Origin of the sequence: Streptomyces rapamycinicus NRRL 5491, assembly GCF_024298965.1 — a bacterium.
GTDB classification, from domain to species: Bacteria; Actinomycetota; Actinomycetes; order Streptomycetales; family Streptomycetaceae; genus Streptomyces; species Streptomyces rapamycinicus.
The window spans coordinates 10,141,892-10,165,562 of record NZ_CP085193.1; the positions used below are offsets into that span (position 1 = coordinate 10,141,892).

23 protein-coding genes are annotated in these 23,671 nt (G+C 71.8%); 11 read left to right on the forward strand and 12 right to left on the reverse strand.

The window, feature by feature from the left end; genetic code table 11:
• Window positions 1-6: 6 nt before the first annotated feature.
• The 5 genes from LIV37_RS41950 (at window position 7) to LIV37_RS41970 (ending at window position 4,736) form a co-directional block, all read left to right on the forward strand.
• Window positions 7-486, forward strand: coding sequence for a RidA family protein (locus tag LIV37_RS41950; protein ID WP_202979574.1), 480 nt, complete (start codon window positions 7-9; stop codon window positions 484-486).
• Window positions 483-1,157: a DUF1028 domain-containing protein gene (locus tag LIV37_RS41955; RefSeq protein ID WP_020873139.1), complete on the forward strand. Its 675-nt coding sequence runs from the start codon at window positions 483-485 to the stop codon at window positions 1,155-1,157. Before LIV37_RS41950 ends, LIV37_RS41955 begins: the two co-directional genes overlap by 4 nt.
• Entirely contained in the window at window positions 1,157-2,317 is a 1,161-nt protein-coding gene (locus LIV37_RS41960) for a M20 family metallopeptidase (protein ID WP_020873140.1), read from the forward strand. Before LIV37_RS41955 ends, LIV37_RS41960 begins: the two co-directional genes overlap by 1 nt.
• 58 nt (window positions 2,318-2,375) lie before the next feature.
• Entirely contained in the window at window positions 2,376-3,728 is a 1,353-nt protein-coding gene (locus LIV37_RS41965) for an MFS transporter (RefSeq protein WP_020873141.1), read from the forward strand.
• Between the two features lie 84 nt (window positions 3,729-3,812).
• Window positions 3,813-4,736 carry a LysR family transcriptional regulator gene (locus LIV37_RS41970; RefSeq protein ID WP_121823862.1) on the forward strand — a complete coding sequence of 308 codons (924 nt, stop codon included), beginning with the start codon at window positions 3,813-3,815 and terminating at the stop codon, window positions 4,734-4,736.
• A 13-nt stretch (window positions 4,737-4,749) separates the two neighbouring features.
• Here LIV37_RS41970 and LIV37_RS41975 read toward each other — a convergent pair whose 3' ends face one another.
• Window positions 4,750-6,876: a SpoIIE family protein phosphatase gene (locus tag LIV37_RS41975; protein WP_020873143.1), complete on the reverse strand. Its 2,127-nt coding sequence runs from the start codon at window positions 6,874-6,876 to the stop codon at window positions 4,750-4,752.
• A gap of 177 nt (window positions 6,877-7,053) precedes the next feature.
• Here LIV37_RS41975 and LIV37_RS41980 point away from each other — a divergent pair, with 177 nt between their 5' ends.
• On the forward strand, window positions 7,054-7,740 hold the full coding sequence (locus tag LIV37_RS41980) for a DUF899 domain-containing protein (RefSeq protein ID WP_020873144.1): 687 nt from the start codon (window positions 7,054-7,056) through the stop codon (window positions 7,738-7,740).
• Between the two features lie 15 nt (window positions 7,741-7,755).
• On the opposite strand, the gene afsR is transcribed toward LIV37_RS41980, so the two are convergent.
• From afsR to LIV37_RS42000, 4 genes are all read right to left on the reverse strand, one after another.
• Window positions 7,756-10,758 carry an SARP-family global regulator AfsR gene (gene afsR / locus LIV37_RS41985; protein ID WP_121824968.1) on the reverse strand — a complete coding sequence of 1,001 codons (3,003 nt, stop codon included), beginning with the start codon at window positions 10,756-10,758 and terminating at the stop codon, window positions 7,756-7,758.
• A gap of 1,004 nt (window positions 10,759-11,762) precedes the next feature.
• Entirely contained in the window at window positions 11,763-12,611 is an 849-nt protein-coding gene (locus LIV37_RS41990; protein WP_020873146.1) for a trypsin-like serine protease, read from the reverse strand.
• Window positions 12,611-12,919: a CU044_2847 family protein gene (locus tag LIV37_RS41995; RefSeq protein WP_020873147.1), complete on the reverse strand. Its 309-nt coding sequence runs from the start codon at window positions 12,917-12,919 to the stop codon at window positions 12,611-12,613. The genes LIV37_RS41990 and LIV37_RS41995 overlap by 1 nt, the downstream gene beginning before the upstream one ends.
• Before the next feature lie 86 nt (window positions 12,920-13,005).
• The gene (locus LIV37_RS42000; RefSeq protein WP_121823861.1) at window positions 13,006-13,455 is read right to left on the reverse strand and encodes a MarR family winged helix-turn-helix transcriptional regulator; all 450 of its coding nucleotides are present in this window, start codon (window positions 13,453-13,455) and stop codon (window positions 13,006-13,008) included.
• Between the two features lie 61 nt (window positions 13,456-13,516).
• Between LIV37_RS42000 and LIV37_RS42005 the strand changes: the two genes are divergently transcribed.
• Window positions 13,517-14,323 (forward strand): alpha/beta fold hydrolase, encoded by an 807-nt coding sequence (locus LIV37_RS42005; RefSeq protein ID WP_254807149.1) that lies wholly within the window; start codon window positions 13,517-13,519, stop codon window positions 14,321-14,323.
• Between the two features lie 32 nt (window positions 14,324-14,355).
• On the opposite strand, the gene LIV37_RS42010 is transcribed toward LIV37_RS42005, so the two are convergent.
• Window positions 14,356-14,928 carry a TetR/AcrR family transcriptional regulator gene (locus LIV37_RS42010; protein WP_020873150.1) on the reverse strand — a complete coding sequence of 191 codons (573 nt, stop codon included), beginning with the start codon at window positions 14,926-14,928 and terminating at the stop codon, window positions 14,356-14,358.
• Between the two features lie 109 nt (window positions 14,929-15,037).
• Between LIV37_RS42010 and LIV37_RS42015 the strand changes: the two genes are divergently transcribed.
• On the forward strand, window positions 15,038-15,922 hold the full coding sequence (locus LIV37_RS42015) for an SDR family oxidoreductase (RefSeq protein WP_020873151.1): 885 nt from the start codon (window positions 15,038-15,040) through the stop codon (window positions 15,920-15,922).
• Window positions 15,923-16,015: 93 nt separating this feature from the next.
• On the opposite strand, the gene LIV37_RS42020 is transcribed toward LIV37_RS42015, so the two are convergent.
• Together LIV37_RS42020 and LIV37_RS42025 are read right to left on the reverse strand one after the other, a co-directional pair.
• On the reverse strand, window positions 16,016-16,786 hold the full coding sequence (locus LIV37_RS42020) for a response regulator transcription factor (protein ID WP_020873152.1): 771 nt from the start codon (window positions 16,784-16,786) through the stop codon (window positions 16,016-16,018).
• A complete protein-coding gene (locus LIV37_RS42025; protein ID WP_243146057.1) occupies window positions 16,783-18,153 on the reverse strand; it encodes a sensor histidine kinase in 1,371 nt (456 codons plus the stop codon). The genes LIV37_RS42020 and LIV37_RS42025 overlap by 4 nt, the downstream gene beginning before the upstream one ends.
• Before the next feature lie 275 nt (window positions 18,154-18,428).
• Here LIV37_RS42025 and LIV37_RS42030 point away from each other — a divergent pair, with 275 nt between their 5' ends.
• Window positions 18,429-19,418: a CPBP family intramembrane glutamic endopeptidase gene (locus LIV37_RS42030; protein ID WP_121823860.1), complete on the forward strand. Its 990-nt coding sequence runs from the start codon at window positions 18,429-18,431 to the stop codon at window positions 19,416-19,418.
• 36 nt (window positions 19,419-19,454) lie between these two features.
• Here LIV37_RS42030 and LIV37_RS42035 read toward each other — a convergent pair whose 3' ends face one another.
• Window positions 19,455-19,607: a hypothetical protein gene (locus LIV37_RS42035; protein ID WP_167525773.1), complete on the reverse strand. Its 153-nt coding sequence runs from the start codon at window positions 19,605-19,607 to the stop codon at window positions 19,455-19,457.
• Between the two features lie 102 nt (window positions 19,608-19,709).
• Window positions 19,710-20,144, reverse strand: a complete 435-nt coding sequence (locus tag LIV37_RS42040; RefSeq protein WP_020873156.1) for a nuclear transport factor 2 family protein — start codon at window positions 20,142-20,144, stop codon at window positions 19,710-19,712.
• Here LIV37_RS42040 and LIV37_RS42045 point away from each other — a divergent pair.
• On the forward strand, window positions 20,143-20,298 hold the full coding sequence (locus LIV37_RS42045; protein ID WP_020873157.1) for a hypothetical protein: 156 nt from the start codon (window positions 20,143-20,145) through the stop codon (window positions 20,296-20,298). The genes LIV37_RS42040 and LIV37_RS42045 overlap by 2 nt on opposite strands.
• Window positions 20,299-20,337: 39 nt before the next feature.
• Here the strand turns inward: LIV37_RS42045 and LIV37_RS42050 are convergent, their stop codons facing one another.
• Entirely contained in the window at window positions 20,338-21,066 is a 729-nt protein-coding gene (locus LIV37_RS42050) for a transporter substrate-binding domain-containing protein (RefSeq protein ID WP_020873158.1), read from the reverse strand.
• 79 nt (window positions 21,067-21,145) lie between these two features.
• On the reverse strand, window positions 21,146-22,387 hold the full coding sequence (locus LIV37_RS42055) for a PP2C family protein-serine/threonine phosphatase (protein WP_020873159.1): 1,242 nt from the start codon (window positions 22,385-22,387) through the stop codon (window positions 21,146-21,148).
• Between the two features lie 313 nt (window positions 22,388-22,700).
• On the opposite strand from LIV37_RS42055, the gene LIV37_RS42060 reads away from it, so the two are divergent.
• Entirely contained in the window at window positions 22,701-23,588 is an 888-nt protein-coding gene (locus LIV37_RS42060) for a serine hydrolase (protein WP_121823859.1), read from the forward strand.
• Window positions 23,589-23,671: the final 83 nt, after the last annotated feature.

The window sequence follows — 23,671 nt, forward strand, 5'->3', positions numbered from 1 at the left end:
CAGATGATGACATCCACGAGCGAGGGCCGCCGGGCGAAGGCCGCCAAGGCCCCGATCGTCGCCGGCGGGCACACCCGGATCCGCCCGTTCAACACCCGCGACACCTATCCCGAGCAGAACCTCGACAACGACCTCTGTCAGGCCGTCGTCGCCGGTAACACCGTGTACGTACGGGGCCAGATCGGCCAGAACCTCGATACCAGCGAGTCCGTGGGCATCGGTGACGCCGAGGCGCAGGCCGAACAGGCCATGGCGAACATCAGGACGCTGCTCGAAGAGGCGGGCAGCCGGATGGAGCACCTGGTCAAGCTGACCATCTATCTGATCGACCCGCGCTACCGCGAGGCGGTGTACCGCACCGTGGGCCGCTGGACCAAGGGCGTCCACCCGATCTCCACCGGCCTGGTGGTGTCGGCCCTGGCCCGTCCGGAGTGGCTGTGCGAGATCGACGCCGTCGCCGTGCTCCCCGAGGAGGAGCAGGCATGACGTTCTCCCTGGTGGTCCGCGACGGCGAGCGGTTCGGCATCGTGGCCAGCTCGTCCAGTCCGGCGGTCGCCGCCCGGGTCGCCCATCTGCGGCCCGGGGTCGGCGCGGCGGCTTCGCAGAACGTCACCGACCCCACGCTCGGCACAAGCCTGTTGGAGGAACTGGCGGACCACGGCGACGCGGAACGCGCGCTGGCCGCGGTCACCGGCGCGGCGCGCAACGCGAAGTCCATCGCCTACCGTCAGCTGACCGTGGTGGGCCGCTCCGGGCCCGGGTCCGCCTACAGCGGTTCGCACACCCTGGGCACGTACGCCTCGGCCACCGCCGAGGGCGCGGTGGCGGCCGGCAACATGCTGTGCGGCGAGCACATCCCCGGCGTGCTCCTCGACGCGTACTCCGCCGCTCCGGGGGAGCTGGAGGAGCGACTGGTCAGCGCCCTGAAGGCGGCCGTCGCGGCCGGTGGCGAGGAGGGGCCGGTGCACTCCGCGGGCCTCGCGGTCGTCGCGGACGTGGACTGGCGGGTGACCGATCTGCGCGTGGACTGGGCCGACGACCCGGTCGACCGGCTCGCCGAACTCCTCGCCGTCTGGCTGCCGCAGCGGGACGACTACGTGCGCCGTGGACTCGATCCCGCCTCCGCCCCCTCCTACGGCGTACCGGGCGATCGGTGATGGAGACGATGGGGACGCCGGGGCCGCTCAAGGAGGCCGTCCGGCACGAGGTCGACCGGCACGCCGAGGAGCTGATCCGGCTGTCCGAGCGGCTGCACGCCGACCCGGAGACCGCCTGGGAGGAGCACCGGGCGGCGGCCGCCGTACCCGAGCCGCTGGACCGCGCCGGATTCGACGTCACCTCCTCCTACCTGGGCCTGGACACCGCCTTCCGCGCCCGGTTCGGCAGCGGGCCGGTCCGGATCGCGCTGTGCGCCGAGTACGACGCGCTGCCCGGCCTCGGCCACGCGTGCGGGCACAATCTCATCGCGGCGAGCTCGGTCGGCGCCGCACTGGGGCTGGCCGCCGTCGCCGACGACGCGGGCCTCACCGTCGAGGTCTACGGCACCCCGGCGGAGGAGGGCGGCGGCGGCAAGATCGAGATGCTCGACCGGGGCGCCTTCGCCGGGGTGGACCTGGCGATGATGGCGCATCCGGCGCCGGTCGACGTCGCCGAGGCCCGTCCGTTCGCGGTCAGCCACTCCAGGGTCTCCTACACCGGCAGATCCGCGCACGCCGCGGCCTACCCCGAGGCCGGGATCAACGCGGCCGACGCCTTCACCGTGGCCCAGGTCGCCATCGGGCTGCTCCGCCAGCAACTGCCGTCCTCCGCCCGGGTGCACGGTGTGGTGACCCACGCCGGGGACGCCCCGAACGCCATCCCGGAGCGGACCACCGGCCGCTGGTACGTCAGGGCGGAGACCCTCGCCGAACTGGCCCGGCTCGAACCACGGGTCATGCGGGCCTTCGAGGCGGGCGCCCTCGCCACCGGGTGCGAGCTGGAGACCGAGCCGGAGAGCAAGCCGTACGCGGAGTTCCGTAACGACGAGACCGCCCTCGGCCACTACCGCGCGAACGCCCTCGCCCTGGGGCGGGAGTTCGCACCGCCCGGGCAGGCCGCCCGGATGAACCGCGCCTCCACCGACATGGGCAACGTCTCGCAGATGGTGCCCGCCATCCACCCCTACATCGGCATCGGCTCGCTGCCCGCCACCAACCACCAGCACGAGTTCGCCGCGTTCTGCGTGGGCGGGACGGCCCAGCGGGCGCTGCTCGACGGGGCGACGGCGCTGGCCTGGACCGGTGTGGACCGGAGCCCGGCCCGATACGCGAGCCACTGACCGAGGCGGCACCCGCTCAACTCCGTCTTCTTCCACCCCATCCCCAAGGAGGCGCGCAATGCCCACCACTCACACCGACGTCACCACGACCGAGGTCGAGGTGGCCACCGACGCCGTCGCACTGCGCAGAAGCGTTGCCGCGGGAGCCGTCGGCGTGTTCGTGCACTGGTTCGACTGGGCCGCCTACGCGTATCTCGCCGGTACCGTCGCGACCGTGTTCTTCCCGGACGAGAACAGCACCACCGGACTGCTCGCCGTGTTCGGCGTGTTCGCCGTGTCCTTCGGCGTCCGGCCCATCGGTGCCATGGTGTTCGGGCCGCTCGGCGACCGGATCGGCCGCAAGCGCACGCTGTCGCTGGTCATCTTCATGATGTCCGGCGCGACCCTGACCATCGGTCTGCTGCCCGGCTACGCCGCGATCGGGGTCGGTGCCCCGGTGCTCCTGGTGATCCTGCGCCTGATCCAGGGATTCGCGGCGGGCGGCGAGTTCGGCAGCGCGGCGAGCTTCCTCGCCGAGAGCGCCCCCCGGCGCCGTCGCGGATTCGGGGTGAGCTGGCTGGAGGTCGGCTCCCTGCTGGGCTTCCTCGCCGGTTCGTGCGTCTATCTGCTGCTGTCGACCGGGCTCGACGAGGCCCAGCTGACCTCCTGGGGCTGGCGCGTCCCCTTCCTCATCTCCGCGCCGCTCGGCGTCATCGGCTTCATCATCCGCAACAAGATCGAGGACACCCCCGAGTACCGGACACTCGAGGCCAACGACACCGTGCCGCGCACCCCCGTACGGGAGCTGCTCCGCCACCACAAGCGGCAGTTGCTCCAGGCGGCGGGCCTGATGGCGGCCATGCACGTGCCCTTCTACGCGGTGCTGACGTACCTGGTCACCTACGAGACCGACCACCTGGGGCACTCGGCCGGCAGCGCCGCCCTGCTGTCCACGGCGATCTCGCTGCTGGGGCTGGTGCTGGTCCCGGTGTTCGGGCTGCTGTCCGACCGCGTGGGACGCAAACCGGTCTTCGTCGGCGCCACCACGGCCCTCCTGGTCGCCGCCACCCCCGCGTTCCTCCTCATGCGGACCGGGCTCGCCGGGACCTGGGTCGCCGGGCTGCTGCTCGGCGTGATCCTCGCCGCGATCCTCGGCACCTACGCGGTGTGGTCGGCGGAGATCTTCCCCACCCGCACCCGCCAGAGCGGCCTGTCCATCGCCTACAACCTCACCGCCGCCCTGTTCGCGGGCACGGTGCCGTACCTGATGACCGTGCTCATCTCCGCGACCGGCTCCACCCTGCTGCCCGGCCCCTACCTGATGGTGTTCGCCGCCGGCGGTCTCATCGCCGCCCTGTCCCTGAAGGAGACCACCGGATCCGCCCTGCTGCGCCCCGAGGACGTCGCCGACGCGCCCCCTGAGCGCCCATAGGCACCGCCGCACAGGGCCGGCACCCGCCGCCGCATTAGGGTCGGCACCGGCAAAGACACCGATCACCAGGCGCGAGGGTCACGCATGACGTCACCGGTGGGTTTCACCCTCCTGCAACTCCGCTACTTCCTCGAGGCCGCCGAGCGCGGCTCGATGACGGAGGCGTCGGGGGCGCTGCACATCGCGCAGTCCGCCGTGTCCGCGGCCATCCACAACCTGGAGCGCGATCTGCGGGTGCAGCTGTTCATCCGCCGCAGGGGCCGGGGACTGACCCTGACGCCCGCGGGGGAGCGGCTTCAGAGCCACGCGCGGGAGCTGCTGGCCCGTGCGCGTGAGGTCGAGCGGGAGGCCCGGGGAGACGGCGAGACGATCTCCGGGCCGGTGGCCGTCGGCTGCTTCGTGACGCTGGCCCCGTACTATCTGCCGCCCCTGTTCAGCGAATGCACCCGCCGCTACCCGGGCATCGAGATCGACGTGATGGAGGCGGAGACCGATCAGCTCGTCCAGGCCCTGGGCGCGGGGCGCATCGACTTCGCCCTCACCTACGGCCTGGGTCTGTCGGCCGAGCCGGACCTGCGCGGCGAGACGATCGCGCGGGCCCCGGCCTACGTCATCGTCCCGGCCGATCATCCGCTGGCCCGGCAGGGCGCCGTGGAGCTGGCCGAACTGTCCGCGGAACCCCTCGTCCTGCTCGACCTGCCGCACAGCCGCGACTACTTCCGCTCGCTGGTGGCCGCCACCGGCACCGCGCCCGATGTCCGCTACCGCACCCGGAGCTACGAAACGGTGCGCTCCCTGGTGGCCCGGGGGCTCGGATACTCCGTACTGAACCAGCGGCCGGCGACCAGCCAGACCTACGGCGGCGGCGAGATCGCGGAACTGGAACTGCGGGACGGAAGCCCCCCGCTCGAAGTCAAGATCGCCTCGGTGCGGGGCATGACCCAGACCGCCCGCGCCCAGGCCGTGATGGGACTGCTGCGGGAGGTCGCCGCCCGCACGATTCCGTGACGGACGGTGGGCGTCAGGCCGACATCCCGCGGCGTTCCCCGTGGGAGGCCGCCGGGCCGCCGTCGTCGGCGCGTGTCCGGGCCATGAGGAGGGCGATGTCGTCCTCCGGGGGAGCGTCCGTGGTCATCCTCGCGATGACGCGGGCGCACAGGTCCTCGAGGTTCGCCGAGGGGCGTTGCAGCGCGGTGAGCAGCCGGTCAAGACCGGCGTCGATGTCGCCGTGCCGGGTTTCCACCAGTCCGTCGGTGAAGAAGGCGAGCAGGCTCCCCTCGGAGAGCTCCAGGTCGACGGATTCGTAAGCTCCGGTGCCGATTCCGAGCGGCGGGCCCACCGGTGTGTCGGCGATCCCGGCGTGGCCGTCGGGGGCCACCAGCATCGGTGGCGGATGCCCGGCGCGGGCCAGGGTGCAGAGGCGGGTGGCCGGGTCGTAGACGGCGTAGAGGCAGGTGCCGCCGGTGACCGACGAGTACTCCGGGGACCAGGTGCCCGTCTCGGCGAGCCGGGCGGTGACCTTGTCCAGGTGGTCGAGCAGTTCCGCGGGGTGCTGGTCGAGGGCGGCGAGGGTGTGGACCGCGGTGCGCATCCTGCCCATGGCGGCCGCCGCGTTGATGCCATGGCCGATGACATCGCCGATGACCAGGGCGATCCGGTCGCCCGGCAGCTCGATGGCGTCCATCCAGTCCCCGCCCACCCCTTCGTGCCGGTCCGACGGCAGATAGCGGCCGGCCAGGTCCACCGCGGCGCCGCCCGAAAGCTCCTGCGGCAGGAGACTGCGCTGCAGGGCGAGGGCGGCGCACCGCTCCCGTGTGTAACGGCGGGCGTTGTCCAGGCTCAGCGCCGCCTGGACGCAGAGTTCCTCGGCCAGCAGCAGATCGTCCTGGGAGAAGGGCACGGCGTTGTCGGTCCGCGTGAACACGGCGATGCCGAGGATGGTGCCGCGGGCCCTGAGCGGGATCATCATCACCGAGTGCATACCGGTGTCATGGATGAGCTGTCTGCGCCGGGGGTCACGGTCGAGCCAGGTCCCCGGGCCGGTCTTCATGGCCGGTTCGAAGTAGGACTGGTCCGCGTACAGCGCGGTGAGGAACGGCGATCCGGGCGGTACGTACACCACATCCCCCACCAGGAAGGCGGCCTCCGGCATACCGCCGTGGATGGAGGACTGCCCCGCGCGGCGGAAGACGGGGATACCGGAGGGGGCCTCGGACATCCGCTTCAGCGGCTCCCCGCCCAGCGGGACGGCATCGGCCAGATCCACCGTGACGTAGTCGGCGAGGGCGGGGACGGCGGTGTCCGCGAGTTCCTGCGCGGTCGTCATCACATCGAGCGTGGTGCCGATCTGGTTGGCCGCCCTGCCGAGCAGCGCGAGCCGCTCGCGCTCCCCGCTCTTGGTGATCAACGAGACGGTGCACACCCCCAGCGGGCCACCGCCCTTGGGGGCGAGGGGAAAGACGGAGGAGGAGAAGACGACCTCCCGGCCGTGCTCCGGCGACACCCAGCGCAGCACATGGTCGCCGACCGGCTTCCGCGAGGTCAGCACCCGCCGTATCACCGGCTCGATGGTGGTCCGGTCGAAACCGCGCACGGAGCGCCGCGTGGACCGGGTGGGCGGGTCCACCTCGGAGCGGCCCACGATCTCCCGGCAGGCCCGGTTCGACCACAGCAGCCGGGTGCGCGTGTCCCACACGGCCACGGCCAGCGGCGACCGGTCCAGAAGCGCCGCTTCGGCGTCGGCGGTCCGCACTCCGTCCGGCGCCCCCGTGACGGCGACGAACCAGCAGCTCTCACCGTCTCCGCCGGTCAGCGCGATGGTCTCCACCGTGAGACGGAAACGCTCGCCGTCCCGGTGTCTGACCTTCACGACGGCGTTGGCGGCCCGCCGACCGCCATGCTTCCCCATGTCCCCCGGGGCCGAGGACCACCGCACCGCTTCGACCGGGATCTCCAGCAGGTCCCGAACCGGCAGCCCCACGACGTCCTCCGCGTGGTGCCCGAGCAGCCGTCGGCAGCCCTCTCCCCACGCCACGATGGTGCCGTCGGAGCCCAGGAGAGCGAGGGCCGGAGCGGGTGCCTCGGGCACGTCCGCGAAGCCGGCCGGCATCCGCTTCGCCTCGGAATCGGCCCCGGCTCTACGCGCCATCCCGATACCCTCCGTAGCCACTGATATCGGTCGATGCTCTGCCAAAAGGGTAACGCGCCCGGACCGCGGTCGGGGCTTCGCCGATCGGAGTGCCCGGCCACCGATGAGTTCGACGACCGAGCGGGGTCTACACGTGCGTATCGCACGCCCCACACATGATCAGGAAGGGACCCTGGCATGACCACCAACGCACTGCCGTCCGTCGTGGACGCCGACACCTGGCGGCGTGAGCTCGAAGCGCTGCGTGTCCGGGAGAAGGCCGCGACCCGGGAACTCGACGCGATCGCCGCGCAGCGCCGCCGCCTGCCGATGGTCGAGATGCCCGACTACACCCTCGAGGGCGAGGACGGGCCGGTCCGGCTGGTGGACCTCTTCGACGGCAGGAAGCAGCTGATCGTCTACAACCACATGTGGTTCCCCGGCGAGCGGTGGCAGTGCCCGGGCTGCACGGGGTTCACCTCGCAGTTCACCAGGCTGGAGTTCCTGGGCAACTACGATGCCCGGTTCGTCATCGTCACCCAGGGCCCGATCGACGAGGCACTCGCCTACAAGCGGCGGGTCGGGAACACGATGGCCTGGTACTCCACGGCGAACAGCCCGTTCGGTACCGACGTCGGCGCCCCGCCCGGCGACGGATTCGCCGTCAACGTGTTCCTGCGCGACGGCGACACCGTCTACCGCACCTGGCACACCAACGGCCGTGGCACCGAGCAGCTCAGCCACTCCTTCGCGCTGATCGACCTGTTGCCGTACGGGCGGCAGGAGGAGTGGCAGGACTCGCCCGACGGGTGGCCACAGCAGCCCACCTACAGCCGGTGGTCCGGCTCCGAGGACATCGCCGCGCTCTACGGCCGGGACACGTGAGGGTGGCTGAAGATCTCAGGTACCCGTGAGGTGACTCGTCCCGTCGTGCGCCGTCCTGTTGTCGAGCCTGGCTCGCAGGTGTTCGCGCAGTTCGGCGCTCTCCTCACCGGGAACGTCCTCGTACAGGGCCAGGGCCTCCGCCCAGCAGGTGCGCGCCCGCGCGGACTCGCCCATCCCGTCCATGGCGTGCCCGAGCACGAGCAGGACGTCGGCCCTTCGCCGGTCGCCGCCCACTCTGTGGAGGACCGCCAGCGCCTGCTCGGCCTCGGCGGCGGCCTGAGCGGGGCGGTGAGCGGTGAGGAGGATCTGGGCCCGGTGGAAGTGGACCATGCCTTCTCCAAGGGCCTGCCCACCGTCCTGGAAGATCTCCAGGGCCTGGTCCAGCTGTGCCAGCGCCTCGTCGGTGCGTTCGGTGCGGAGGAGCGCGAGTCCAAGTGCGTAGCGGCACTCCGCGAGGGCCAGAGTGGCGGGCTCCTCGCCAAGACGGTCAATGGCTTCCTCGGCGAGGGCGACGGCGCTGCGCACATTGCCGAGGCTCGTCTCGAGATGGGACAGCTGGCACAGGGCGTTGGCCACGCCGAACGGGTTGTCGTCCGCGCGGAACCTGGAGAGGGCCTCCCTCAGGTACCGGTCCGCTTCCGTGTGCCGTCCCTGCTGCAGGGCGATGACGCCGCGATCGTACGGTGCCCAGGCCCCGGTGACCGGATCGTCGATGGCCACGGCCAGCGCCAGTGCGCGCCGTGCCTCCGCGTCGGCCTGCTCCAGGTTCCCGGCAGTGAGGTGCACCGCCGAGAGCGCGGCACACGCCCGGCCCTCGGCCTGTCCGTCCCGGGCCCCGTGCGCCGCCCGCTTCGCCGCCTCCGCGGTTTCCTGGTACTGGCGGGGATTGCTCGACCCCACGATGTCCTTGACACTCCACAGCAGGTCGATCGAGCGGCGCAGGTGGGTTCCGTGCGTGAGCTGGCGGGCGCAGGACAGGATGCACTGTGCCTCGGAGCCGAGCCAGCGCCGGGCGTCGTCCAGATAGGAGAACTCGACACCGGAATACCGGGTGGGCTCCAGGTGCGCCACACTCCGGTCTCCGGGATGCTCCGCGGCGTACGCCTGGGTCGCGGTCGCGAGATAGAAGTCGAGCAGTCGGGAGAGCGCTGCCTCCCGTTCGCCCGGCGCCCGTTCGTCGAGCTCGGCGCGGTCCCGTGCGTACAACCGCGCGAGGTCGTGGTAGCGGTACCGTCCCGGTCCCGCCGATTCCAGGAGACTGGTGTCGACCAGTGACTCCAGGACGTCCTCGGTCTCCTCCGACGGCTGGTCGAGCATGGCCGCGGCCGCGGCGAGCGAGATGTCCTGGCCGTCGGCGAGACCGAGGAGACAGAAGGCGCGGGCCTGTTGGGGGCTCAGCTGGCCGTAACCCAGCTCGAAGGTGGCCTTCACCGCGAGGTCGCCGGCCTGCAGCTCGTCAAGGCGACGGCGCTCGTCGGCGAGCTTGGCGGCAAGCACCGAGACCGTCCAGATGCGCCGGGACACCAGCCGGGACGCAGCGATACGGATGGCCAGCGGCAGGAATCCGCAGGCGGCCACCACATCCAGGGCCGCCTCACGCTCGGTCGACACCCGCTCCTGCCCGACGATCTTGGTGAAGAACTGGAGTGCCTCCTCCGGAGCCATGACATCGAGGTCGACGAGATGGGCCCCGGCGAGGTTCGTCATCCGAGCACGGCTGGTGATGAGCGCGGCACATCCGGGGGCGCTGGGGATCAGCGGCCGTACCTGCCCCGCGTCGCGGGCGTTGTCCAGCAGCACCAGGACGCGGCGATCGTCGAGAGCGGAGCGGTAGAGCGCGGCCCGCTCGTCCAGCGTGTCCGGGATGGCCGAGTCCGGCGTGCCCAGGGCCCGGAGAAACGCGCCGAGGACAGCCTCGGGCTCAGCCGCCCGGGGACCGGAGCTCTGCAGGTCGACGTACAACTGGCCGTCGGGGAAGTGCGGCCTGGCCTCGCTCGCCGCATGGACGGCGAGGGTGGTCTTGCCGACGCCGTCGATGCCCGCGATGGCCGAGACCCTCACGATGCGCCCCTCGGGGCCGGCGAGCTGGTCGACCAGTTCCCGTACGAAGGACGCGCGACCGGTGAAGTCCGGGACGGTGGCGGGGAGTTGGGCCGGGCGGGCGATCGTCGCGGTGGCCGGGGCGGACTCCTCGACTGTTCGGGCCAGCTCCGCGTCGGCCCGCAGAATGCGCTGCTGGAGGCGGGAGAGCTCCGGCCTGGGGTCGAGGCCGAGCTCATCGGCGAGCAGCCGGCGGGTGTCGGCGTAGACGGCGAGGGCCTCGGCCTGGCGGCCGCTGCGGTAGAGGGCGAGCATGAGCAGTTCGCGGAGTCGTTCGCGCAGCGGGTGGGCCGCTGTGAGCGCCGTCAGCTCGGAGACGGCTTCGGCGTGGTGGCCGAGTTCGAGGTCCAGGCCGAGGCGGGTTTCCAGGAGTTGGAGCCGCCACTCCTCGAGCCGGAGACGCTGGTTCTCGGCGAATGGACCGGGGATGCCGGCCAACGTCTCGCCCTCCCACAGTGCCAGGGCCCTGCCGAGGAGTTCACGTGCCTGCCGTGCTTCACCCGCCGCCTTTTCCCGCTCCGCCCGCAGGGCGAGGTCCTCGGCCACGGAGAGGTCGAACGACGCCGGTACGACGCGCAGCGCGTAGCCCCCGGATTCGCTGGCGAGTACATCAGCGTTGGGGCCGAAGGCCTTGCGCAGCCGGGAGGCGTATGTGCGCAGCGCGGCAATGGCGGCGTCCGGCGGCTCCTCGCCCCAGAGAGCCTCGACGAGCTCGGGCGCGGTGGCGGTGTGTCCGCCGTGCAGCAGCAGGGCGGCGAGCAGGGCGCGTTGCTGGGGTGAGCCGGTGGACAACGGCTCGCTGCCGCGCCAGGCACGGACCGGGCCGAGCACGCGGAAACGCAACGTCGCCGTGGACTCGGCCCAGTCGCCCGGCTCGCCGCGGGGCCGCTGCTCGGCCGTTGACCCGGCGGAGGGCATGCGACGAGGGGGAACACGCGGCTCCTGCGGCCGGGACGAGGGCGGCCGGGACGCCGGCGGCCGGGACGAGGGCGGCCGGGTCGAGCCCTGCCGGTGAGCGGCGGCGTGCTGGGCGGCGGCGAGCATGGACTCGGCCGCGGTGGCACGGCGCTCGTCCCCGGTGGCGCGGGCCGCTTCGGCCTCGGCGGTGGCGAGGCTCGACAGCGCGCTGATCGCCTGCGGATGGTGGGCTCCCATGGTGGCGGAGGCCCGCTGCGCGGCGACGGCCAGCACGTCCACGGCCCGCTCCATGCGCTCCGGGGAGCCCGCCGCGCTCGCCGACTCGAACTCGGCGGAGGCGAGCGTCACCAGCGCCGAGAGGGACTGGGGGTGCTCGCCGCCGAGCACCTTCACGAGGTGCCGGACGCTCCCTTCGAGCCCTTCGAGCAGCAGGTCCGCCTCGGCGTGGTGGTTCTTCCGCCGCGCTGCTGACGTCAGCACGGAGGCCACCAGCAGCCGGACCTCCGCCAGATCCTCCGCGGCTTCGCCGCGGGCGGCCAGAGCGGCCTCGGCCCGGCGGGCGGCCGTCACGGCGCCCTCGACATCGCCGAGTCGGAACTTGATGGCAGCCAGATTCGCGTACGTCCTCGCCATGGCCGGAACGTCGCCCTGCCGCGCCCCGAACTCGACCGTCCCGGCCAGCACGTTCGCGGCGGCCGACAGGTGGCCCCGGTCCGCGAGCACCACTGCCAGCTGGTTGCGGACGGAGACATCCAGGGCGAGCCCCTCGGGGTCCCATACGAGGCGGGACACCACATGCTCCAAGAGGGCCCGGGACGCCCCGTACAGCCCGAGGGCGTCGAACAACGTGGTGAGGCGGGCGAGATCCTTGCCGAGGGTGGCGTGGTCCAGCGGCCGTGGGTCCTTCCGGAGGACCTCGGCCGCGTCGGCCAGCCGCGCCCGCGCGGTGGCGTCACCGCGCAGTGCTCGCTCGGCCCGCGAGATCATCTCTCGCCAGAGGTCCGTCACGCGCCGCCTCCGCCGAGCTCGCTCTCGATGAGCGCTTTGACGGTCATGAACCTGAGCTCGGCGATCTGGGCCGGGTCCATGACATCGCGTTCGTCCCATTGGTCGAGTCGGCTCAGGACCGCCTCCGCGGTGGCGAACCTCCCTGTCGTCGCGGGGCGCCTGTCGTCGGTGGCGGGTACCCCGGACTGGCGGGGCGGCCGGACCACATCGATCAGATGGGCGACGTCGAAGTGGTCGAAGCGCCGCATCGCCTCACCGATGGTGGCGGCGAAGAGCACATTGGCCGCGCGGGTGCCGTCGGCCCTGTCCTGCGCCTGTTCGATGAGGACGCCCATGACGACGGGCTGTTGAGCCCTGCCGTCCAAAAAGCCCTCGACGGGCCCACCCGAGTAGCCCGAGTAGTCTCCGAGGAGTTGGTCCGCCGTCAGCTGCAGGGCCTCGATCGTCCCGCCCCCGACGCAGAGGTGATCGGACGATCCAGCACTGACGTGGCCACTGAGATGTACGTCATGGGAGGCCGGCCGGTAGGGGCCGCGCCAGCGGTCACCGTCATGGGCAACGTGCGCCGCGGGGATCGGAAGCGTCACCCGGTACTCGGCGGCGATCTCCACGAGGGCCAGGTCCGCTTCCTTGTCCTGCCGGCTCACCCGTCCGCCGATCCGCTCCCCGTCCGCCAGGACGATCGCCACGTGTTGGTCGACGGGAAGACCGCGCAGACAGTGCAGGGCGGTGAGGACGAAGCGGCGGGTGAGAAGGAAGCCGCCGCCCAGGCGCTCGTCGGCCCGATACAGCTCGACCCAGTAGCCCGCGCTCGTCATCACGCCCCCGGAGTCCGCGCTCGTCATCACGCCTCCGGGGTCCGCTCCACGGTGAGGGTGACTTCGAACGAAGCCTCCGCCGACGCCTTTGTCAGGATGACACCGGCTTCCGCCGCGAGGGTGAGCCCGAAGGTGACGTCCAGACTGGTGATCCGCCAACCGTCCTGCTGCGGGACCTGGGCGAGCGACTGCTGTGCGATGGCCGAGGCCTGGACAATCGCTTCCTCGATCTCGGGGGCACGCTCGCCGAGGGACGCTGTGGTCCTGGTCCTGCCGGCGATCTGCCGGTTCCCCGCGTCGTCGAGCGCAACCGTCTCGACCCTTATGTCAGCCATGACCGCACTCCCCGTTATCAAGGCGCCTTCAGTCGCGACATCCCATCAGAGTGAAACCCTAGCGGTCCTGGCCCAGCGGTTCCCCGTCACGCCGGGGTGACGTCGTGGCCGGATTGATGAGGGCCGGCCTCGCCGTTGAGCCGTCGCAGCAGGCTGAGCAGGGTTGCCCGGTCCGCGGACGGGAGGGGGGAGAAACACTCCTCCAGGACCTTTTCGCCGACCTGGTGACCGGCGGCCAGGGTCTGTTCGCCGGTGGGCGTGAGGCGGTGTTCGATGCGGCGTCCGCGGCCCGGCCTGCGCTCCACCAGCCCCTGGGCGGCCAGGCGGCCCACGAGCGCGCCGAACGCCTGCTCACTCTGGAACGTCACCGCGGCCAGCTCGCGTGCCGAGGCTCCGGGCCGGCCGCTGATGGCGCGCAGCGCGTCCCACTGCGCCAGCGTCGTACCGACCTCGCCCAGCGCACTGTCCAGCGCTCGGTGCTGCCGGTACTGCGCCTGCTTGACCGCGCGCCCCAAAACCTGCAGATCAGCATCCATGCCGTAAGTCTACCCGCAATGAAACTAGCTTAATTAAAGAAGCTTAGTTAGAGTCCGGTGCATGACGACGGACATCAACTCCCTCGCCCATGCGGCCGCGTGCGACGACCTGGCCCTCACCCTCTCCGAATCGGGTACCGGCCGCCCGGTGCTGGTCCTGCACGGAGGCGGCGGGCCCGCCACGGTCGCCGGTATCGCCGCACATCTCTCGCGCACCGCGCACACGCTCGCGCCCGTGCATCCCGGCTGGGACGGGACGCCCCGCCCCGACTGGCTGACCGGCGTGGACGATCTGGCCCTGACCTATCTGCACCTCCTGCACGACCGCGGCCTGCGCGGCGCCCTGGTCATCGGCTCCTCGCTCGGCGGCTGGATCGCGGCCGAGATGGCGGTGCGGGACACCGCGGGTGTCATCAGCGGCCTCGTCCTGATCGATGCGGTGGGCGTGCGCATCCCCGGCGAGCCGATCACGGACTTCTTCGGCCTGGACGCCCGCGGCGTGGCGGAGCATTCCTGGCACGACCCGGACCGCTACTACGTGGACCCCGCGGACATACCGGCCGACCAACGCGCCATCCGGCAGGCCGACATGGCCACCGTGCGCGTTCTCGCGGGCGAGCCGTACATGCACGACGCGAAACTGCTGCGCCGCCTGCGCCGGGTGGATACACCCGCACTCCTGCTGTGGGGGGAGAGCGACCGCGTGGTCACACCGGCCTACGGCGCCGCCTACGCCACGGCCTTCGGCAACGGCCACTTCGAAGTCATCCCCGGAGCCGGCCATCTGCCCCAGATCGAACAGCCCGAGGCCACGCTCGCTCTGATCGACGCCCACGCCCACCGCACGGCCGGCTCCATCGCCACCTGAAGTCCGGGCGGGCGAGCGCCGGTGGAGGAGTTCTAGTCGAGCGTGGCCAGCGCGGCGCGGAGTTCGCCGAGGGTGCGGCGGGTGAGTTCGGTGAGTGTCCGCTTGCTCGCCGGATCGGCCCACTGGTCGAAGGCGTCGTAGAAGGCGCGGATGCCGAGTTCGGCGGCGAGGCTCGCGGTCGGTTCCGGTACGCCGCGCTTGTGGAGCGCGTCCGTCACGGCCTCGGCCAGTTTGGCGCGCTTCAGCGCGGAGCGCTCCTGCAGTTCGGTGTGACCGGCGATGACCGGGCGGAGCCTGGCGCCGACGTCCCGGCGGTCGTCCGTGAAGGTGGCCGTGAGGGCGTCGAGGGCCGCGCGGACCGCTTCGAGCGGTGTGGCCGGGCCGGGCGCCGCGTCGATCGCGGCGGCGAGGAGCCGGGTGTGCGTGTCCTGACCGGCGAAGAGCACTTCCCGCTTGTCGCGGAAGTGCCGGAAGAAGGTGGTCTTGGTCAGACCGGCCCGATCGGCGATCTCGTTGACGGTGGTGGCGTCGTAGCCCTGCTCGGTGAACAGCTCCAGCGCGGCGCGCACCAGCCGTTCCTGCGCGTTCGGTTCCCATCGGGCCATGTGCACAGCATAAGTGATGTGACTTGGTACCGTCACTTCGGCTATGGTGACGTTACCAAGTCACATCACTTCGCTCCGCCCGGGCGGAGCATTCCTCCAGGAGCTACCCATGCGTGTTTTCGTCACCGGTGCCAGTGGCCACATCGCATCGGCCGTGGTGCCCGAACTGATCGAGGCCGGACACGAGGTCGTCGGTCTGGCGCGGTCCGACGCCTCGGCCGCCGCTGTCAAAGCCCTGGGCGCCGAGGTGCGCCGCGGCGACCTCGACGACCTGGACGGTCTGCGCGAGGCCGCGGCCGACGCGGACGCCGTCGTCCACCTCGCGTTCAATCACGACGCCATCCCCGCCGGGAAGTTCGCCGACGCGGTGGCGGTCGACGTGGCCGTGGTGCGGGCCTTCGGCGACGCGCTGACCGGCACCGGCAAGGCCCTCATCGGCGTCGGCTTGACGCACACCGGCGACGCGCGGCGCGACGCGGCGATAGACGCCAACCCCCGCTCCGCCGTCGGCCGCGCGATCCACGACTTCACCGAACGCGGTGTGCGGACCGTGCTCGTCGCGATCCCGCCGGTGACGCACAGCACGCGGGACAGGTCCGGCTTCATTCCGACACTGATCAAGATCGCCCGCGACACGGGCGTGTCCGGCTACGTCGGCGACGGCACCAACCGCTGGCCCGCCGGTCACACCCTGGACGTCGGCCGCCTCTACCGGCTGGCGCTGGAGAAGGCCCCGGCCGGCTCACAGCTGTACGCCGCGGCCGAAGAAGGCATCACGGTGCGCGAGATCGCCGAGACCATCGGCCGTCACCTGAACGTCCCGGCCGTGAGCATCCCGGCCGAACAGGCCGCGGACCACTTCACGGGCTTCCCGTTCATCACGATGGACATCACCATGCCCAACGCGGACACCAGGCGGTCGCTGGGCTGGGAGCCGGTCCACCCCGGCCTGATCGCCGACCTCGACGACGGCCACTACTTCACCAACGACTGACGCCGACGGACGTGGCCGACGGGCGTGACCGGGGCGGGAGCGGGGGCGGGGGCCGGGGGCGGCCGGGCGCGGCGCCGTGTGTCGGCCGCCCGCTCAGCGCCGGTCCGGCGCCACTCCCGCCCGGTAGGCGAGGACGACGGCCTGAACGCGGTCGCGCAGGTCCAGCTTGGTCAGGATGCGGGACACATACGTCTTGACGGTCTCCCCGCTGAGCACCAGTTCCGCCGCGATCTCCGCGTTCGAGAGGCCCGCGCTGATCAGCCTCAGCACCTCGTACTCGCGCGGGGCGAGGACCTTCAGACGTTCGCGCTCGCGCGCGGCGTCCGCGTCCGGGCCGGGGCCCGGGATGGGGGCCGGGTCGTCCGCCGCGCGCACCCGGCCCGCGAACTCGCCGATGAGCGTGCGTGTCACGGCGGGCGCGAGCAGTGACTCGCCGCGTGCGACGGTCCGTACGCCGTTGACCAGTTCCGCGGGCGGTGCGTCCTTCAGCAGGAAGCCGCTGGCACCGGCGCGCAGCGCCTCGTACACCAGCGCGTCCACGTTGAACGTGGTGACCACGAGGATCCGGGTGCTGGGCGTCGTGCCGGGACCGGCCAGTTGCCGGGTGGCCTCGATGCCGTCCAGCAGCGGCATCCGGATGTCCATCACGGCGACATCGGGCCGCAGCGCCTTCGCCGCCTCGACCGCGGCCTGTCCGTTGTCCGCCTCTCCCACCACCTCGATGTCCGGCTGGGCCGAGAAGATCGTGACGTAACCGGCCCGCACGAGGGCCTGGTCCTCGCAGATCAGCACACGGATCGGAGTGCTGGAGTCCGCCGGGGGGAACGGCGGGAGGGGGAGTGGCGGAGGGGGTCCCGCGGTCATGCGTCGCCTCCGGTGGGTATACGGGCGCGGACCGAGAAGCCCCCGTCGGCGCGCGGGCCCGCGGTGAAGTCGCCGCCGAGCATTCTGACACGCTCGCGGAGCCCGCCCAGACCCCGGCCGCCGGATACATGGTGCGGCCTGGGCGGCGCGAGACGGCCGTCGCCGTGAGCGTCGCCGATGCCCTGGCGGGCGTGGTCGTCGGGACCGTCGTTGGCCACTTCGACGTCGACGTGTTCATGGCCGTAGCCGACCGTGACGCGGGTGGCCCGCCCCGACGCGTACTTCACGGCGTTGGTGAGGGATTCCTGGACGAGCCGGTACACGGTCAGGTCCGCGCCGATCGGCAGCGGCAGCCGCTTGCCCTCCTCGACCAGGTCGACGGGCTGGCCGCCCCTACGGGTCTGCTCGACCAGGTCGCGCAGATCGCCGCGGGCAGGCGCGCGACTGTCGGGTGCCGACCTGCCCGGTGCCGACCCGCCCGGCGCCGCGTCCGGCATCGGCGCGGCCCCGTGCGCCGCCGCGGACTCGCCCGTGGCCTCCAGCACGCCCAGCAGGTACCGCAGTTCGGCCAGCGCGCGCCGCCCGGTGCCGCTGATCGCGGCCAGCGACTCGGTCACCCGCTCCGGAGACGCCATCAGGAACGGCGCGGCGTCGGACTGCACCACCATCGCGGTCACATGGTGGGTCACCACATCGTGCAACTCCCGTGCCAGACGGCTTCGTTCGGCCGCCGTGGCGGCCACCGCCACGAGCCGTCGCCGCTCGGCCTCGGCCGCCCGACGGCCCCGTACGACGGCGCCGCCACCCCAGGGGGCGGCCAGTACGAGCCCGATGACGACATAGTCCTGCGGCGGCTGCGGCGCTCCGCGCGCGTGCAGGACGACGGACAGGGCGGCGTACGCCATCACGGCGGGCACAACCAGCAGCCGCCGCCCGCGCTCCGCGTGCGCGCCCACCGAGTACAGCGCGAGGTAGAGCCCCATGCTGGCGAACGTCTGCGGCAGCCCCAGCGATTGGTGCACCCCGAAGGACAGGCCCACCAGCGTGAGACAGAGCGCGGGGTGGTTGGCGCGCACCGCCAGCGGCAGCGTCTGCCCCAGCGCCAGCAGCACCGCGAGCACGGGCGCGTGCCGGGGCGGCAGGTCACTGAACCGGGCACCGACACTGGCCAGCGGCTCGGCGAAGGACAGCACGGTGAGCACGAACGCCAACTCCCGGTCCCGCGCGGCGCGCGGACGCCCCTGCCACCATGCGGTCCAGGTTCGCCACCATCCGGCGCACACCGCCGCCATGCGCGCGGCACGGCGCGTCCCGGCGGTTTCGTCCGGTCCGGGCGACAGCGTGCTGTCGGTGCTCTCACTTCTCACGGATTTCACTGTGGTCCCAGGGATCGGCCGTGGCCCGGTACGGGCGGGCACGGGAGGGCGGGGCAGACCTGCGCCCGCCGAACGTATCCGCGAACGCCGCCGCCGGCATCCCCCGCGAGTGGACTCCCGGATGCCCCGCGCGGGGGACCCCGCCCCGGGGAGTGTCCACGTGGCGGTGACGATCCGCGCCGGTCCCAGCTCGTAGCTTCCTCGCTGTGCCGAGCCGGAGCACATCCGCACCGGTCCACGAGGAGCCGGTCCACGAGGAGGACGCCATGTCGCAGTCGAACGAGCGGCCGGAGCCGCCATCGCCGTCGGAGCCGCCATCGCCGCCGGAGCAGACGTCGCTACCGGAGCCGACGCCGCAACCGGAAATACCGGCGCCGTCGGGGCCCGCGCCCGAACCGCGCACCCTCCACAAGCCGCGCTCGGCGCGCTGGGAGTCCGCGTGGGTGCGGCTGCCGGTGCTGTTCGTACTGCTCCTGGCAGTGAACGGGCTGACCACGCTGATCAACGGCGTGGCCGACGCGACCCCGGTGACCGGCCTGCTGTCGGGCGTGGCGACGGCGGGCCTCGCGCTCGGCGCGTACGTATGGCTGGTGCGGCGCCTGGAGAACCGCCGGAACCCGGCCGAACTGCGGCCCGCGAACGCCCGATCGGAACTGCGCACGGGCGCGCTGCTAGGACTCGGGATGTTCTCGCTGGTGATCGCGGTGATCGCGATGGGCGGCGGCTACCACCTGAAGGGCTGGGGCACGTTCGGCGGGGCGCTCACGACGCTGGGTCTGATGACCTGCGTGGCGGTGACGGAGGAACTGGCCTTCCGCGGCGCGCTGTTCCGCGTCCTGGAGGAGAAGACCGGCACATGGGGAGCGCTGGCGGCGTCGGGCCTGCTGTTCGGGGCGCTGCACATGGTGAACCCGGACGCCACGGTGTGGGGCGGGCTGGCCATCGCGGTCGAGGCGGGCCTGCTGTTCGGCTCGGTCTACGCGGCGACCCGTTCCCTGTGGCTGCCGATCGGGCTGCACCTGGGGTGGAACATGGCAGAGGGAGGTGTTTTCGGCACCACCGTCTCCGGCTCCGACGCGAGCCATGGCAGCCTGTTCACCGCCTCGGTGAGCGGTCCCGAGGCGCTGACCGGCGGTGCGTTCGGGCCGGAGGCCAGCCTGGTGGCCATCGTGATCTGCCTGATCCCCACGGTCCTGTTCCTCCGCGAAGCCAAGCGCCGGGGCCGCATCTACGCCCGTGCCCGGGCCGGCCGGTAGACCGTCCGGTAGCCGGACGGCCCGGGCACGGGCAGGTCAGTTGAAGAGCACCATGTAGGACGAGGTGAGGCCCGAGGCCAGCCAGAACGATCCGCCGGCGATACCGACGATGATCAGTACTGCCAGCGCGCTGTCTATCTTTTCCACCAGTGGGGACGGAGGCCGGGGCTCCAGGTCATGTGAACTCATCGGTCCAACATATGCCAAGAAGTGGGTGTGTGCGGCGGCCTGTCGAGGTTTCCGTGACCACCGGTCGTCCCGAGAGCCGTCCCGCGCGTCCGTCGAACGGGATCATTGGGGCGGAAGCTCGCCAAAGACCATACGGTGCCCGCGCGCCGTGTCCATGTACTCACGGACCCGGTGGATCAGCCCGTCCCGGAGCTCGAAGACGAAGCAGTAGTCATTGGCGTAGTGGTTGCCGTTCGCGAGCGTCGCCGTCATGGTCTCCTCCACGACGACTCGGTCGCCATCGGCGTGGAAACCGTGGAAGGTGACGGCGACGTCGCGTACGAAGAAGCGGGGGAAGTCCTCGGCGAGGAAGCGCACGATGGCCTTCTTGCCGACCATGTGACTGGGGCCGTCCAGCGCGACCGCGGTCGCGTTTCCCGGGGGCGCCGGCCACTCGGCGTCCTCGGTGAGGACCGCGGAGATCTGCTCGGCGTCGTGGCCGGCGAACGCCTTCCAGGCGTCCTGGACGACCCTCTGGCTCCGTTGCGACTGCGACATGTTCGCGAAGGTAGAAGGACGCGAGCGAAGAGGCTGGCGGGTTTCCGACGTCACCGCCGCGGCCCGCGGCGGCCGGTCATATCTGGCCCTCACGACGCTCGTCGTGGACACCCTGCTCCGCGGCGTGGGCACCCCGCACCGCAACCGCCTCTGACGCCGCGCGTAGAAGTAGCCGACCGACGTCCCGCTTCGTTCACCGCTCCGTCGGCGCGGCCAGTGCCGGGTTCTGCCCGGACCTGCTCAGCGCCTCGGCGACGAACCCGGAGGCCGTCAAGTGGGCCACGGTCCCGCTCAGGAAGCGCACGGTCTCCGGACGTCGTGTCCTCGTCGTCCCGACGGCCTGCCGGATGGTCATGAACGCGGGCTCGACCAGGCGCAGTTCGGGGCGTTCGGCGAGGTGTGCGGTCAGTGGCTGCCGGATTCCGGCCGCGGCCTCCAGCTTCTCGGTGTGGAAGACGTCCACCCCCTCCGGGCCCCGGGCCACGGTGGCGTGGCGCAGGGTGCGGGTGAGGAACAAGTCGTAGGCCGAGCCCTGCTTCACCCCGATGCGGATGCCCGGACGGTCCACGTCTTCCGGTGTGCGCAGTGGGGACTCGGCCGGGACGGCGTACACCCCCTCGATGTGCACGTACGGAGGGGTGAACGCGATCTCCGCCTCGCGGGCCGGTTCGATGGCGAGGAAGCACAGGTCGGCGTGGCCGGTGGCCATGGCCTCGTAGGACTTGCGGGCCGCGTCGAAGCAGAGGAACTCCACGGGCAGGCCGAGGCGCCGGGCCACCTCACGGGCGAGATCGACGGTGACACCGCCGGGCGCGTCCGGGGTGCCCCGGGCGAGGACGGGGTTGCCGAGGTTGATGGAGGCGCGGAGCACTCCGGTGGGGGCGAGGTCGCGGGCGAGCGCGGTGTTGTCGGTGATCTCCATGGGCCGAGTCTAGGAACGGTCGGTTCCTCGGCTGACGGAACCGCTCACCGAAGCGACTGGCGCATGACCGGGCGGGATCTCACAGCCGGACGACGATCAGGGCGATGTCGTCGCGTCCGCCGTCCGCCACGCCGAGGCGGGTGAGCAGGGTGTCGGCCAGATGGTCGGGGCCGAGAGAGGTGTGGCGGGCGAGGGTGTCGGTGAGGCGGCGCAGCCCGACGTCGATGTCCTCGTCGCGGCGTTCGATGAGTCCGTCGGTGTAGAGCACGAGGGTGTCGCCCGGGGCGTAGGACACCGTGGCCTGCGGGCGGGGAAGGTGGTCGACGACCAGGCCCAGTGGAGGGTTGGTGGCCTGGTCGAGCAGGTCGACGGTGCCGTCCGGCCGGGCCAGGACGGGTGGCGGGTGACCGGCGCTGGTGTAGGTGATGCGCTGGTGGCGAGTGTCGACGACGGCCTTGGCCGCGGTCGTGGCCAGTGCGCCCTCGAAGGTGCGGGCGTAGAGGCTCAGGACGTCCATCGCTCTGCCGGGCTCGCTGATGGCGCGGACGGCGGCGGACAGGGCGCTGCGGAGCATGCCCATGACGGCGGCGGCCTCCAGGCCGTGGCCGACCACATCGCCGACCGCGACGGTGAAGGTGTCCGCGGACAGGTCCACCACGTCGTACCAGTCCCCGCACACATTGAGCGACCGGGCGGCGGGCATGTAGCGCACGGCGATCTCGCGGTGCCCGGCCAGGTCCGGGGAGTGCAGCATGGCCTCCTGGAGGGTGAGGGCGGTCCGGCGCTCCCGGTCGTGTGCCTCGCGGAGTTCCTCGTTGAGGCGCTGGAGTTCCCGTGCCCGCGTGTACAGCTCGGCCTCCATCGCCTCGCGGTCCCCGCCCGCCTCCTCGGGGCCCGGGCGCAGCGAGCGGGTCAGCACGAACTCCGTCATGTCCTCCACCTGGTGGATGATCCACCGCACCTCTCCGTCGGGCCCGAGGACGGGTGTGTTGATGGGCGACCACCACTTCGCCCGGAACACTCCCGGACGCCCGGAGATGGGGATGTCGTACTTCTGCACCGCCATCGTGTCCGTTCGCTTCGAACGCAGGACCCGCTGGAGCGAGGCGTCCAGATTGCGCACCCCGTCGGCGTCCGGGTCCGCCGGATTGTCGGGGTGGACCTGGAAGAGGTAGTGGCCGATCAGCTCCTCCCTGGTCCGGCCGGTGGCCCGCAGATAGGCCTCGTTGACCTCGACGATCATCAGGTCGGGGGTCAGCACCAGGTAAGGACTGGGCGTGACGGCGAACACCGCCTGGTAGTCGATCCGCGGTGTGCTCACAACCTTCTCCTGTCCGGCCCGGACCCTGCCTCACTTCCGATTGTCGACTATGCGGCCCGCCCCGGGCGACGGACTGTCGGCTCGCCGACGCCGAACGCGGGCGGCGGCGGGTCCGCCGTGCGCACGGGTGCGATCTGCGCGAACCGCTGTGCCGGTTGTGGAGCGATCTTGTGAGATTCGGACACGTTTTTGAACCCCGCCCATCGCATCTTCGTCCTCCAGTGGTGGAGCACCGGAATGTCTTCGCGACGGAGCGAAGGCCCCCGCGTGAGGAAGCGCAACCGCACCACGAGCGAATGGACAGGCACACACCATGGGGCGACACCGCCGAATATCCCGGCTTCCCCGGACCACGCTGGCGTCAAGAGCGGCGCTGGCCGCGGGGGCACTCGTGCCGACGATCGCCTCGGTGGGGTCGGCTCACGCGGCCACCCCGCAGGCGGCGATCTGCACCTCGGACCAGCCGGGGCTCGCCGACAAGCTCTCCGAGGACATCAACGCGGCGCTGGACGGCTCCACCGCCACGACGGCGATCAGCCTCCACGACCGCACCACGAACACCACCTGCACTCTCGACGCGGACCGGACGTTCGACTCCGCGAGCACGGTCAAGGTGACCGTGCTCGCCACGCTGCTGTGGGACGCGCAGAAGGACGACCGCGCCCTGACACAGGAGGAGAAGGACCGCGCCACCGCCATGATCACGCAGTCCGACAACGATGCCACCACCGCACTGTGGAAGCAGCTCGGCACGGACAGGATCAACGGATTCCTGCGGGCCGCCGGGATGACCAACACCGTCCTCGACAGCGAGGGGCACTGGGGGCTCACCCAGATCACCGCGAACGACGAGGAAAAGCTCCTCAACCTGGTGACCCACGCGAACCCGGTGCTCAGCGAGGACTCCCGCGGCTACATCCTGAAGCTGACGAGCGAGGTCATCCCCTCGCAGCGCTGGGGGACCCCGGCCGGCGCGCCGAGTGACGCACAGGTGCATGTGAAGAACGGCTGGCTGGAGCGGGCCACGAACGGCTGGCGGGTGCACAGCCTCGGCGCCTTCACCGGCGGCGACCACGACTACACGATCACGGTGCTCTCGCAGGACAACGCCACGATGGACGACGGCATCGCCAACATCGAGGGCGTCGCCCGCGCGGTCCACCGAGACCTCAACGCGCCCGCGCCCAGCGCTCGGCCCTAGCCCGGTCGCTCCGGTCGGTCCGGTCGGCGCGTCAGGGCAGCTCCTCCCACGCCGTACCGGAAGAGGTGGGCCGCCCCGGGCCG